Genomic DNA, 13773 nt, shown 5'->3' with positions numbered 1-13773 from the left:
GAATAAGTAACATCCTTATAGGCACGATCAAAACAGATCTTGAATGCCTTATGAAGCATACAATTATACAGTTCAAGATTCTTTTTAATGATCAATTCTGCTTCTGGTTCCAGATCTTTATAATAGATTCTTTGCAACATTGAAAAGACCTTCATAAGACAAGTCCTCCTGTTCTATCTGACTCTATTATACTATATTTAATGCAAGCTTAATATATAGATTTGAGACTTCATAAATTATTTTATTTGTGTTATAATATCATCAATGTAAATATGTGATATTCCCCATATTCTCACATGTTCACATTAAATTCACATTGACACTGCATTTTTATTCTATTTGGAAGGGTTTCATTCTATACTTCAATTATGGACACAACTTATCATCCAAACATTCCAATTGAAACTTTATCACTATTAGATTGTGATGTTTTAATACCATTTCACATGTCGTATTTCTCTGTTCCGAAACCAAAATCTTAATATACAAGAAAAGATGAGCAATTATTTACTCATCTAGTTTTTCAATTATTTTTTTAATGTAATAGGTTCTTAGTAAGCCAAAGATCAAGATACAGATTCCTACAATGGAAATGGCTTTTTCTTGATACAACAAGCCAAAAACAAAGACGACAATGCCAAGTCCAGCCAGCTGTAATTGTTTAAAAACAACCTTTTGTTTATCATTCATTAGCGAACAGTTACACCATTAGGCATTTCTTTTGCGACAGTGACAAATGACAAGTCTTTGTCATCTGTAGCACACAAAATCATACCATATGATTCTACACCACGTAATTTTACTGGTTTTAAGTTTGTCACTACGACAACTTGTTTTCCAATCAATTCTTCTGGCTTGTAGTGTTTCGCAATACCACTAACGATTTGACGGACTTCACCACCCAAATCAACTTGTTCAACCAATAAACGATCTGCCTTTGGATGTGGTTCACACTTCAAAATCGTACCTACTTTGAATTGTAGTTTTGCAAAATCATCAATCGTAACTTCTTCTACTTTTTCTTCTTTTTTAGGTGCTTCTTTTTTAGCTACTTCTTTTTCTTTATTAAACTCTTCCATAAATTTCTTTTCATCAATACGTGCAAACAATGGTTCACACTTTTCAACTACATGAATATCTGTTTCTAAGCTTCCAAAAGATTCAGAAGAATCTAAATCCGTTACTTTTGTATTTAAATATGCAAACATCTTTTCTGCAGTTTCAGGTAAGAATGAATGTAATAATACTGCTGAAATACGAATAGATTCTAATAAGTTATATAAAACAGTAGCTAAACGATCTTGTTTTGATTCATCTTTTGCAAGTACCCAAGGCATTGTTTCATCAATGTACTTGTTTGTACGACGAAGCAATGTGAATACTTCATCTAATGCATCACCAACACGAAGTTCTTCCATCTTAGCTTCTACTTTCTTCTTAGTTTCTAAAGCACAGGCTTTTAATTCTTCATCGACTGCTTCACATACATTTGGATTTTTGACTAAACCACCAAAATATTTATTTGACATCGCAATTGTACGAGATACTAAGTTTCCTAAAATGTTTGCCAAGTCCGAATTAATTCTTTCAATCATTAATTCCCAAGTAATCGTTCCATCTTGCGCAAATGGCATTTCGTGTAAACAGTAATAACGAACAGCATCTACACCAAAGTGAGCCACTAAATCTTCGGCATAAATCACATTACCTTTTGATTTAGACATTTTGTCACTTCCCGTAAGCAACCATGGATGCCCGAATACTTTCTTAGGTAAAGGTAAATCCAAAGCCATTAAAATAATTGGCCAATAAATTGTGTGGAAACGTAAAATATCTTTACCAATAATGTGTGTTGCAGGCCAGTATTTGTTGAACTTTTCATCACTAACACCATTGGCATGATAGCCAAGTGTAGTGATATAGTTGCTTAATGCATCAATCCAAACGTATACAACGTGTTTTGGATCAAAGTCAACAGGAACTCCCCATGTAAATGATGTACGAGATACACAAAGATCTTGTAATCCCGGACGCAAGAAGTTATTCAGCATTTCATTCTTACGAGATTCTGGTTGAATGAAATCAGGATGATCTTCAATGTATTTAATTAAGCGAGCCGCATACTTTTGCATATTAAAGAAGTAGGCTTCTTCTTTTGCCTTCTTAACTGGACGACCACAATCTGGGCAACATCCATCTACCAATTGAGATTCTGTCCAGAATGATTCACAAGGCGTACAATACCATCCTTCATATGTTCCTTTATAGATATCTCCTTGATCATATAAACGTTTAAAAATGCTTTGTACTTCTTTTACGTGATAATCATCTGTAGTACGCACAAAATAATCATAGCTTGTATTCATTAAATCCCAGTTTGATTTAATTTGAGCAGCCACACCATCCACGAATTCTTGTGGACTTACACCTGCAGCTTTTGCCTTTTCTTCAATTTTTACACCATGCTCATCTGTACCTGTCTGAAAGAATACATCATATCCTTGTGCTCTTTTAAAACGAGCAATCGCATCCGACAAGATAATTTCATATGTATTCCCAATGTGAGGTCTACCTGATGTATACGCAATTGCCGTTGTTAAATAAAATGGTTCTTTCTTTTGTGTCATCTTTATTTCCTCCTATCATACAAATAAAAAAAGCCTTCATCCAAGGACGAAAGCTTCGTGGTACCACCTTAGTTTGTGTTTTCACACCTCAAGCTGTTAACGCCAGCATACGTCTTTACCTACCTATCGATAAAGAAGCTCCAAGACCATCTTCTCTATATATTGTACGCAGATTCACACCAAACCATCTGCTCTCTTTAGTACGCCATATAAATACTCTTCTTTTCTAAGCTTATTGACTTGTTTATTATACGCTATACAACGTATTTTGAGCAAATTTATTTCGCAGCTTTTGTCAAAATTTTTACCAATGGTAAAGCTTTTTCAGGACAATTTGAAACACCCATATGATATTTTGGCTTTGTAGGACCATGATAATCACTACCACAAGATACGAATAATTTGCGTTTCTGAACAATTTTCAACGCAGCCGCAACCGTTTGTTCATGAATATCATTAGAGAAGCATTCCACTCCATCCATACCTAAATCCACAATTTCTTCTAAAACATCATCTGAAATATAATCTAAATGCCAGCTTGATAAAATCGCAATACCTCCAGCACTATGAATCGCATCAATTACTGCTTTCGCATCCGGATAGTTAGCCTTTACATAACAAGGTCCATTCTTACCAAATACATCGGTTTCAAAACGAGACATCGCAACACTCTCACTTTCACAACTATCAATATACTTCTTCACAAAAGGCAATAAACGCGTTCTTTCGTTATGGAACACCATCTTTGTGATTTCTGCTGGTGTAATAGTTTGGAAACGAGAATTTGAAATTAACGAATCTACATCAATACGAATGTCTGAGTAATTTTCGAATTTTTCAACACGCTCCATGGATAAATCTTTTTCACGCTTCAAAGAATTTTGTTCTAACACTTCAAACGCTTCATTCGTCCAGTCAATATAATAACCTAGAATACGTACTCGCATTCTTTTATATTGTGCATCCACTTCCACGCCTGGAATATATTGAATGTTGTACAAACTTGAAAAACGAACCGCTGCCGCATTTGCCCTTGCACAGTTGTGGTCTGTGATTGAGATAACTTCCAAGCGATTTTCTTTGGCTTGTTTGAATAATTCTTCTACATCATAATAACCATCATCACTGTAGTTTGAACGAATATGTAAATCGATTGGAGTCACAACCAACTCTTCTTTTACTAAAGCTGGTTCTACCTTTGTTTCAAAACGAATTTCCTGATCTGGTTCATTTACAGGAACCAAACCAAAAATCAAATCAAATAGAGTTTGTTGGTTTGGAGTGATTAGGACAACAATACCATTGATGACCCACCATAAAATGACTCCCGGCACTTGATAGAAGAACCCTAAAATCATCAAAGGAAGACCAAATCCCAATGCTTGTCGCAAAATCAAATTGATTGGCATCGCCTCTTTTTTATTTCTACGAACCAATTTCAAATCCATGATGGCATATCCAAATGATTGCCCATTTGTTCGTGCTGTAAAAAACGCAAGTAATAATACACTAGATACAAATAACAAGGCAAACATTAAGTAGAATAATAAATCAAAGAAGTGTGGTGGAATCAATCCACACATAATTAATAAAAACTCAAGAACCCATATATAAACAGGCAATAAGCAAATGTTGACATCCATCAAAAACGCAAAGAAATGATTTTGGTAATCTCTTAGATTCCGTTTTAATGGAGTGGCATATTTATATCCACCTGCACGATACAATTTCGATTTTTTTTGAAAGTATGCTAGAGTTAGATCTTTAAAATTGTATTTCTGTTGTTTCATAAAATTATAAGCCTTTCTTTCGTTATTATAACAATTTTTAAGCATGAAAAAAAGGGCCATAGCCCTTAATCTTGTTTTCTTAAACGTTTTAGCGCAAATGTTAATGCCGCTAAAGACATCATACATAACCATGAATAAATCGTCATATTTGTGTTTGTTGATGTATTTACAGGCGTATATTTTCCTGCATTCATACTAAATTTTTGTGCTTCCTGCAATAAACGCTGATACTTTTTACCAACTTTATTCACCAATTCTGCATTCACTGCATTTTTATCAGTTGCAGATAATTTTACCCAGCTAGGCATCGCAGAAAGAATCTTTTGATAATTCAAGTTGTTGGCGCTTGTAAAGATATTTCCACTTGTACTCGTTAAATATGTCTTAATGAAATTATCAGCTGCCGTACTTGTAATCTCTTGTTTGACTACCGTTTCCACTTTTGCGGCATCCACCTTCTTTGTTTCTACAGTTGGAGCCACAACTTGCGGCTGTTCTTGTACAACGGATGTTTGCGCTAATAATTCATTACTTGTTTCTACTTTTGGTGCAACCTTTTCTTCTAAAGTAACCACCTTGTATACAAAGTTTGTATTATCGTCTAAATATGCATTTAGATGTGCTAGCGTTTCATCCACTTTTGCCTGTGTTGATTCATCATTTGAAAGTACAAGACTACAATCATCCAATTCTTTCTTGAAGTTATTATAAGACTCTTCTTCAAGCATATCCTTATTGGATTCTAAGACTTCACTAGCTTCCTGCACTTTTTCATTCAATTTAGAGAAATCCGCTTTTTTAACTAAGGAAGCAGCTGCCGCATTTAAAGCAGACCGTGCCTTTTCAATGTCTTCAACAGTACTTGCACCATTTTCTAATACTTGCTTAGCTTCATTCAAACTTGTTTCATATGCCGTAAAGCTTCTATTGGTATAGCTATCCTTTACATATGTACTTGATTGATCTACGATAGCTTTTAATCCAGAAACATTGATCAATGCTTTTTTTGCATTATCCAGTTTCACTAACTCTTGTGTAAGTTGTTCTAAAGTTGAACTTGTTGATTGAACCAAAAGGCTGGATTCATCCATCACCGTTTTTAAAGCGGCATAGCTATCTGTAGTAAAGATTGTAGAATCTAAACTTTGTGCATCTTTTAAAGATGTATCTAAAGCTGTTTTAGCGTTTAAAACCAATGTATTTGCCTCAGCTACAACAATTTCATATGCGCTTAATTTACATCCTTCAGCTTTTTTCATACCTGCATTTGCGTATGCTGTTTCATAAGCTGTTTTGATTTGATCCTGATTTTCTTTAGTCAAGACTTTGAACAATTGATCTCCTGTTAATACGAAGGAATAATTCTTTTCATCCACCTTAGTGATCAATGTATATTTTTCTACATCTTTATTTGTACTATCTTTAACAATTTCTTTTGTACTCAAATATTGTTTGATAAAATCATCTGCAGTAATTGTCTGTTGGGCTTTTTCTTCTAATTTTACTGGCTGTACTTGTTTGGCAAGCACATCCATATTTGGATTTGAAGCCACACAAACTGCTACAGCACTTGCGACACAATAAACCTTTGCTTTATTCACGACAAACCCTCCATTCCATTTCACTATTTTACTCCCAAAATATCAATTGGTCTAGTCCCAATATTCAACAACAAACTTTCGAGCCCACGCATCCGTTGCTTCTAATTGATCAATTGTAGGATTTTCAATATATTTTGCCTGCTTACAAGCTTGTTCAATACTTTCTTCAATTTGTAAAAATGAAATCTTTTTATCCAAAAACAGCTGTACTGCCTGTTCATCCGCTCCATTAAATACGGCACCTAGATTTCCTTCTTTTTTACCAATTTCATAGGCTAGTTTCAACATTGGATAACGAACATAATCCATTTCTTTAAAGTTCAAATTCATTGTTTTTGTCATATCCAAAGGATGATCTTCCTTTAACCCCGGACGATCTGGATAACATAACGCATATTGAATTGGTAAACGCATATCCGCAGATCCAAGTTGTGCAATAATTGCGTTGTCATTGTATTCAACCATAGAATGCACGATACTTTGACGATGTAACACTGTATCGATTTTTTCATATGGCAAATCAAATAAATAGTGTGCTTCAATCACTTCAAAACCTTTATTGACCATTGTTGCACTATCCACTGTTATTCGTTTTCCCATATTCCAGTTTGGATGTTTTAAAGTCTGTTCTACTGTTACATCGCTTAACTCATCCCTTGTCTTATCTCTAAAACTACCGCCACTTGCCGTAATAATTAAACGTTTCACATCTTCACTACGATTTCCCTGCAAGGATTGGAAGATGGCAGAATGTTCTGAATCGATTGGATATAGTTTGGTGTTTGTTTCCTGCAATGCCTGACGCACCAAAACACCGCCCGCAACCAAGCTTTCTTTATTAGCCAATGCCACATCAATTCCTTTTTTTAAAGATGTTAATGTAGGCTTTAATCCTCTAAATCCAACAACGGCATTCACCAACAAATCATATTCACAGTTTTCAATACATTGAACCATGGCTTCATTGCCACTATAAACAGTAACACCACTTAATTCTTTGGCCTTTGAAACATCTGAAATACCAGCTACCTGAATGGTTGGATGTTTATCAATAATTTTCTGCATTACATCCACTTGATGTCCAGCCGCAATACCAACTAGACAAAATTGGTCTGGATGTTGTTCAATCACATCCACTGTTTGTAAACCGATAGAGCCTGTAGCTCCTAATAATAGTATTCTTTTCATAATTCATCACCTGTACTTATCATTTTAACACAATACAGATAAAAGATGTGGTTAAATAGTAATTGGAGGTAAATTATGAAAGGCAGTGATTTAACACATACTATTTCGGAAGATATGCCCGTCTTTCCGGGTAGTGAAACACCAAAATTAACCACAAAAAGCACCTACGAAAAGGATGGTTTTAAAGAAACACTCCTTCAAATGTATTCTCATGTAGGAACACACATGGATCCACCTGCCCATATTTTTACGAACCAAAAAGACTTTAGATCAATTTTCCCCAGAACAATTCATCGACAAAGCTCTTGTCGTTGATTGTAGAGATTTAAAAGAAGGACAAGCCATCACAATCGATAAAATCGATATAGATAAAGCCAAGTTGGCTGATTTTCTTCTCTTTAATCTTGGTTGGGATAAACGTTGGAATTTAGATACCTATTTTAATGATTACCCGTGCATAGATAACACAGTATTAGAATTCATTCTAAATAGTAATTTCAAAGGCATTGGCTTTGACGTAATGGGATTAGAAGACCCCCTGTGTGATGAAAATCTGACACGACACAAAGCGTTATTTAAAGATACAGATATTGTGAATATAGAAAATCTCACGCATTTAGAACAATGTGGTGATGAATTATTTTGGTTTAGTTGTTTCCAACTTAAAATTGAAAACTGTGATGGCATTCCTATTCGAGCGATTGCTTAGTATGAATAAAGACCGGATCACCGGTCTTTCAATTTTTTCTTTTCATTATATAATTGTTTATCAGCTTCAATAAACCAATCATTCCATTTATGTATATCTTTGTGGTATGGTGCACATCCAATACTCACATCTAAGTCAAAGGGAAAAGATAGTTTTTTTATATACGCATGAATTCTTTGGCACAAACCTTCTACATCATTTCCTTTATACACAATCACAAATTCATCCCCACCATAGCGAGCAATAAAATCACTTTTTTCAATACAAGATTCTTTTAAATAGTTCGCAATGGCCTTTAATGCTAAATCCCCTTGCACATGTCCATGCTCATCGTTGATTTTCTTAAATCTATTCACATCCAGCACTAACAAGTACATATTTAAATCTTGACTTCTTCCACACTCAAATAAATGCTGTTCCCTACAATTACAGTTATTCAATTGTGTTAATGGATCCATAGAAATCATTTGTTTTTCCAAACTAATATATACAATAAGGATTCAAAGACTAGTTCCTACACAAAAAACTGGAATGTCACGAAAAAAATCTTGCATTATGCCAATCAACAATAGTGACACCATATAAATGCCTAAAATTTGATTCGATTTCTTTTGTTGATAATTCTTTGCCTTACGGCTATACACACAAGCTTGATAGGCTCCAACCATAAAATAGAGATCGTTTATAAATACATGCAAAATATAGAGTGGTCCTTCTCGAAACTTTCCATATGAATCGATTTGAAATAAACATCCATCCAATGTTTTCACAAGTAAAAGGACAACGCTTGCGAACACAGGAATCATTGCGAATATCGTTTGCGATTTCTTTAAACAATGAACTTCAAACATTATTTGGATGTAATTAAACCAAGAAAGTATGCATAGCGAAAAGAACAGGAAGCTCATTTCATTTAGAAACAGGTCCTGACCATTTGTCGTCATTCGTACTAAATCAGTTTGAAAATATAATACATGTACAAAGACAACTGCAAAAAACTAACTATTTGACTGTTTTTCATCATGGAATGATAGGTTTTAAAACCTAGAATCAACATGATAGCTACACATATATAGTAGATTTACGCAAAACGAATTTAGTTTATAAAACCATTTTATCATGAAAAACAGATCATATCCCCTTTATCGGTAAATATGATCTGTTTTTTTAATTAGTCTTCAAATGACAATGGTTTTAAATCCCAAATTTCTTTAGCATATTCGCTAATTGTACGATCACTAGAGAAATATCCTGATTTAGCAATGTTTACTAACATCGTCTTAGCCCAGCGACTCTTGTCCATGTAACGAGCTTGTACTTTTTCTTGAGCATATACATATGCATCAAAGTCAGCTAATACGAAGAATTCATCGTTACGCATCATTAAGTCGTTGTTGATCAACTTAAATTCGTTTGGATCATTTGACCATGTACAATTCTTAAGTGAATCAATTACCATACGAATATTGTAGCTTGAATTGTATAGGTTCCATGCGTTGTATGAGTTTTCATGACGAAGTTCATTGATGTCTTCTACATGTAAACCAAAGATTTCTGCATTTTCGTATCCAACACGCTCAACGATTTCTACGTTAGCTCCATCAAGTGTACCTAGAGTGATTGCACCATTCATCATGTACTTCATGTTTCCTGTACCACTTGCTTCTTTACCAGCAGTAGAAATCTGTTCAGAAACATCTGCCGCATTCAATAAGATTTCAGCAATGGATACAGAGTAGTTAGGAATGAAGACAACCTTCATGTATTTAGAAATTTCTGGGTCATTATTAACAACATTGGCAACCATGTTAATCAATTTAATAATTTCCTTCGCTAAATCATAACTTGCTGCTGCTTTTGCAGAATAGAAGAATGTACGAGGGTAAATTCTAAATGAAGGATCCTGTTTCATTCTTAAGTATAAATACATAACGTGGAAGATATTTAATAATTGACGTTTGTATGCGTGAAGACGTTTAGCTTGGCAGTCAAAGATTGAATTAACATCAATATCAATACCTAATTTTTCTTTTACATAAGCAGCCAAAATCTTTTTACGCTCTAGTTTCACATCCATGAATTTAGATTGTAAAGCCTCATCTTCAACGTGTGCCATTAAATCTTCTAATTTTTCTGGATTTGTCTTGAACTCATCTCCAATTGTTTCTTCTAACAACTGAGTCAATTGAGGGTTTGAGAACAATAACCATCTACGGTGAGTAATACCATTTGTCTTATTTTTGAATTTATCTGGATAAATTGTCACAAAATCTTTGAATACATCGTTTACTAAGATTTCAGAGTGAAGTTTCGCAACACCATTTACACTGTGAGAACCAACAACAGCCAAGTTAGCCATGTGAACTTGTCCTTCTTTTAAGATTGAAACATTGTTGAAGATTCCACATAATCCTCTGTGATCTACGTCATATTTGAAACGACGGTTGATTTCTTCAATGATCATATATAGACGTGGCAACAATGAACGAACCATGTCTTGAGGCCATTTTTCAAGTGCTTCTGCCATAACTGTGTGATTTGTATACGCAACAGTCTTTGTCACGATATTCCAAGCATCATCCCAGTCATAGAAGTAATCATCTAGTAATACACGCATTAATTCAGGAATAACTAATACAGGGTGTGTATCATTTAACTGAATCGCAACTTTATCACCTAGATTATCTAAGCTTGGGTATACACGTAAGTGTGAACGAATAATTTGATCAATTCCAGCACATACAAAGAAATATTCTTGTGTTAAACGCAAACGTTTTCCTTCGATTGTCGAATCATCAGGATATACATTTGCTGTAATAGCTGTTACTTGATTCAAATATTCATTTAATCCACCTGAGTTTACAGAATCTTCATCAACTTCTGCATCCCATAAGCGAAGTGTATTTGTGGTTGTTGTATGATATCCAACGATTGGTTCGTCATAAGGTACAGCACGTACGACCAATTCCGGATGATGTTGAGCATGGAATTTTCCATATCCATCCATGTATCCATCTACGTAACCACCAAATTTAACTTTTACAGCATGTTGAGGTTTCCATACTTCCCAAACATTACCATTCTTTAACCAGCAGTCTGGCAATTCAACCTGTTGGTTGTTTTCAATTTTTTGTTTGAACAAACCATAACGGTAACGAATACAGTTACCATGTCCTGGCAAATCAAGAGAAGCTAATGAATCCATGAAACATGCGGCAAGTCTTCCTAAACCACCATTACCCAATCCTGCATCACTTTCAATGTTTTCCATGTCATTGATGTCCATACCTAAATCTTTTAAACCATCTTTAACAACATCATAGATGTTTAGGTTCATTAGGTTGCTAGTCATTAAACGACCCATCAAGAATTCCATAGAAAAATAATAAAGCTGCTTTGATTCTGTTTTCTTGATCGCATTTTTAGTTTCTCTCCAATGCTCTCCAGCAAAATCACGAATCATTTTGCCCAGGATAATATATCTCTCTTCAGGATATGTTTCTTCAAAATCACGTCCATAGGCATCAGAAACAGCTTCTTTAAAGCTTTCCTTAAAACTATCTTTAGACTCAAATAGATGTGGCATAATCTAAATCTCCTTCCACGCCTTTACATTATACCTTTATTTCAAGCCATTTTTCAACTTTACCCCACTTTAAAAACATCGAAATCCCAAAAATAGCCAACAGTTTTATGGGTTTTGATGTATTCATCACCCAAAAGGCGACGAATTGAAGCGATATGAACCGTTAAAGTGTTATCCAATATTTCGTGATGATACGCCTGTTCCAAGTAAAAAACCAACGCCGATCTAGATACAGTTTTGTGAGGAACGTCCATCAGTGTTGAAATAATTGTAAAACTTGCCTTAGGAATAAAGATTTTTTCTTTACCCTTTTGGATAATATTAGAATCCATATCAATCAATAGATTCCCCGTTCTATATAACCCCTTTTTCTTTCGAACATTTTCAATGGACATTGAAATCAAACCGTTGCTGTAATTTCTCACTTCATCATTCACTTTTAAATTTTGGCATAACATAGCTGGTGTTTTGTAGTAAACCTGCCCGTTCTCTTCAATGCGATCCACAGGATATCCATTATCGACTAACTCTTCGAGCAGTTCTAAATCGACCTCTGTAATCAACTTACAAAACTTCATATGTATACTTATCTCCTTTAGCTAACCATTTCACATTTGGCTCATACCAATAGTATCCCATATCTATGTGAATTTAACATTAAATGCTAACTCTTTGTTAATTTATGCAAATTTTCAATTAATTTGTGCAAATATATAGTACCTTTTAATGATTTTTTACTCAAATTTCTCTATTTTACCGAAACATTTAATGCTTGAATCAATGATCATTCCACCCTTTTCATAGATGCCATACACAGGAATTTGTTTCTCTGATTTTACCTTTTCAATACTTTGCAGCTGCACTTTACTACTTCTAAAATGAGGTTCAATCGCAAAACCAGATAAACAACCTAAACCTGTCTGATACAAAAATCCTGGATAATCCTCATCCGGACTTATGTGATAAGAGTCAAGCTGAATCATGGCTCCTGCACTATATCCAATCATAATTCCCTTATAATTTTTAATTAACTTCTTTAATTTCTTTTCTTTAATTCGCTTCATCATTAAATCAGGAGCTCCACCTGTCAACATCAAAATGGAACTATTTAAAATCTTTTCCTTCATTTCATCCATCGAATCTTTAAAGTAATTGACCCATACTATTTGTTCCTTACCGATTCCATACTTGTAGAATACATCTTGATTAGAGCGATACCATATCCCTTGTCCAGGCGCATACTGTTTATTCCAATCAGACTCATTTTTAGTATCATTAAAAAAGCTAAATGGAAGGATACAAACACGGTCATTTTTAGATATATATGATTTTAAATTCATATATATCCACTTTTCATCGATCATACTCGTATTCAATAAGACATGAATAGGATGAATACAATTTTCAAGTTCTTTTACTCCAACAAAAGAATAGGGTTTCCTATTTTCAAACTCTTCAAAACACTTCATATCACTCGTTGCCTCATGCATGGTGAATACTTTATTATTCTCATCAATATATAATTTCATTTTTTGGCTCCTTTCAAGAAAAAAGATGGACGCTTATTGTCCATCATCTTCGTTTTGCGCATTTGCGATATTTTGTTGAATCTGTTCACTTGCTGCTTTTAATTGATTTGAAAGCTCAGGATCTTTAGCCGTTGTCATATTATCTGTAACAGGACCATCACTAGCTCCGGTCTTCGACAATTTTAAATATGTCCAGCCATCTGCCGTATGTGTATCATCAATCAAATAATTATAAGAATCAATTTCTAGATCATACATCTTTGAACTATCTTTATTTGTAAAATATGTATCAATTGGCAATTGTTCATTCACAATATTATATGCACTATCAAGTGCTGCACTCGCCACATCATCCGTTGCACTATCTACTAGATCAATATGTACACGTAGTGTTGCACTTAATAAATTCACACTTACCTTTTCTACATTATCAATGTTTCCTAGAGCACTCTCAAGAGATGAGATATTGTCTTTTGTAATGGCAGGATCTAAATCCGTTTTTGAAAAACGACTACCTTCCACAGGTCGATTTTGTCCACCTAAACTTGTCAACAAAACATATCCTACAATCACAACAGGAATCATAATTATAATAACAGTAAACCATACAAGCTTGTGTCCTTGACCTGTAGGTTTATTGGATGTATGTCTTCTATGCTTCATCTTGGCCATTAAAAAACCTCCTAACAACGTATTTATTATAACACAGTACCTGAAAACATTAAAAGTCTGAATGAATCAGA

13 protein-coding genes and 1 other annotated feature are annotated in these 13773 nt (G+C 34.3%); of the genes, 2 read left to right on the top strand and 11 right to left on the bottom strand.

The window, feature by feature from the left end; genetic code table 11:
- Positions 1 to 507: 507 nt before the first annotated feature.
- The 5 genes from KTQ83_RS05555 to dxr form a co-directional block, all read right to left on the bottom strand.
- Positions 508 to 690, bottom strand: coding sequence for a hypothetical protein (locus KTQ83_RS05555; RefSeq protein ID WP_186999691.1), 183 nt, complete (start codon positions 688 to 690; stop codon positions 508 to 510).
- Positions 690 to 2627 (bottom strand): methionine--tRNA ligase, encoded by a 1938-nt coding sequence (metG, locus tag KTQ83_RS05550; RefSeq protein ID WP_217256194.1) that lies wholly within the window; start codon positions 2625 to 2627, stop codon positions 690 to 692. The genes KTQ83_RS05555 and metG overlap by 1 nt, the downstream gene beginning before the upstream one ends.
- Positions 2628 to 2666: 39 nt before the next feature.
- Positions 2667 to 2865: a binding site (T-box leader), on the bottom strand.
- Between the two features lie 40 nt (positions 2866 to 2905).
- Positions 2906 to 4417 carry a PHP domain-containing protein gene (locus KTQ83_RS05545; RefSeq protein WP_199593065.1) on the bottom strand — a complete coding sequence of 504 codons (1512 nt, stop codon included), beginning with the start codon at positions 4415 to 4417 and terminating at the stop codon, positions 2906 to 2908.
- A gap of 65 nt (positions 4418 to 4482) precedes the next feature.
- Positions 4483 to 6018 (bottom strand): hypothetical protein, encoded by a 1536-nt coding sequence (locus KTQ83_RS05540; RefSeq protein WP_217256193.1) that lies wholly within the window; start codon positions 6016 to 6018, stop codon positions 4483 to 4485.
- Between the two features lie 51 nt (positions 6019 to 6069).
- Positions 6070 to 7206, bottom strand: coding sequence for a 1-deoxy-D-xylulose-5-phosphate reductoisomerase (gene dxr, locus KTQ83_RS05535; protein WP_217256192.1), 1137 nt, complete (start codon positions 7204 to 7206; stop codon positions 6070 to 6072).
- A 75-nt stretch (positions 7207 to 7281) separates the two neighbouring features.
- On the opposite strand from dxr, the gene KTQ83_RS12270 reads away from it, so the two are divergent.
- Both KTQ83_RS12270 and KTQ83_RS05530 read left to right on the top strand, forming a co-directional pair.
- Positions 7282 to 7521: a cyclase family protein gene (locus KTQ83_RS12270; protein ID WP_244975785.1), complete on the top strand. Its 240-nt coding sequence runs from the start codon at positions 7282 to 7284 to the stop codon at positions 7519 to 7521.
- On the top strand, positions 7436 to 7915 hold the full coding sequence (locus KTQ83_RS05530; protein WP_342367246.1) for a cyclase family protein: 480 nt from the start codon (positions 7436 to 7438) through the stop codon (positions 7913 to 7915). Before KTQ83_RS12270 ends, KTQ83_RS05530 begins: the two co-directional genes overlap by 86 nt.
- Before the next feature lie 17 nt (positions 7916 to 7932).
- Here KTQ83_RS05530 and KTQ83_RS05525 read toward each other — a convergent pair whose 3' ends face one another.
- From KTQ83_RS05525 to KTQ83_RS05500, 6 genes are all read right to left on the bottom strand, one after another.
- Positions 7933 to 8382, bottom strand: a complete 450-nt coding sequence (locus KTQ83_RS05525) for a GGDEF domain-containing protein (RefSeq protein ID WP_217256191.1) — start codon at positions 8380 to 8382, stop codon at positions 7933 to 7935.
- 33 nt (positions 8383 to 8415) lie between these two features.
- Positions 8416 to 8766: a hypothetical protein gene (locus tag KTQ83_RS05520; protein ID WP_217256190.1), complete on the bottom strand. Its 351-nt coding sequence runs from the start codon at positions 8764 to 8766 to the stop codon at positions 8416 to 8418.
- A 320-nt stretch (positions 8767 to 9086) separates the two neighbouring features.
- Complete coding sequence (locus tag KTQ83_RS05515; protein WP_217256189.1) at positions 9087 to 11501, bottom strand: glycogen/starch/alpha-glucan phosphorylase; 2415 nt, start codon at positions 11499 to 11501, stop codon at positions 9087 to 9089.
- A 59-nt stretch (positions 11502 to 11560) separates the two neighbouring features.
- Positions 11561 to 12079: a winged helix-turn-helix domain-containing protein gene (locus tag KTQ83_RS05510; RefSeq protein ID WP_117570896.1), complete on the bottom strand. Its 519-nt coding sequence runs from the start codon at positions 12077 to 12079 to the stop codon at positions 11561 to 11563.
- Between the two features lie 156 nt (positions 12080 to 12235).
- A complete protein-coding gene (locus tag KTQ83_RS05505; protein WP_186999500.1) occupies positions 12236 to 13030 on the bottom strand; it encodes a Type 1 glutamine amidotransferase-like domain-containing protein in 795 nt (264 codons plus the stop codon).
- Positions 13031 to 13063: 33 nt separating this feature from the next.
- A complete protein-coding gene (locus KTQ83_RS05500; protein ID WP_217285028.1) occupies positions 13064 to 13702 on the bottom strand; it encodes a hypothetical protein in 639 nt (212 codons plus the stop codon).
- Positions 13703 to 13773 lie beyond the last annotated feature (71 nt).

Origin of the sequence: Holdemanella porci, from assembly GCF_019052655.1 — a bacterium.
Taxonomy (GTDB): Bacteria; Bacillota_I; Bacilli_A; order Erysipelotrichales; family Erysipelotrichaceae; genus Holdemanella; species Holdemanella hominis.
Note: the sequence above shows the minus strand (reverse complement) of the source record. Positions and strands in the feature narration are given on the sequence as shown.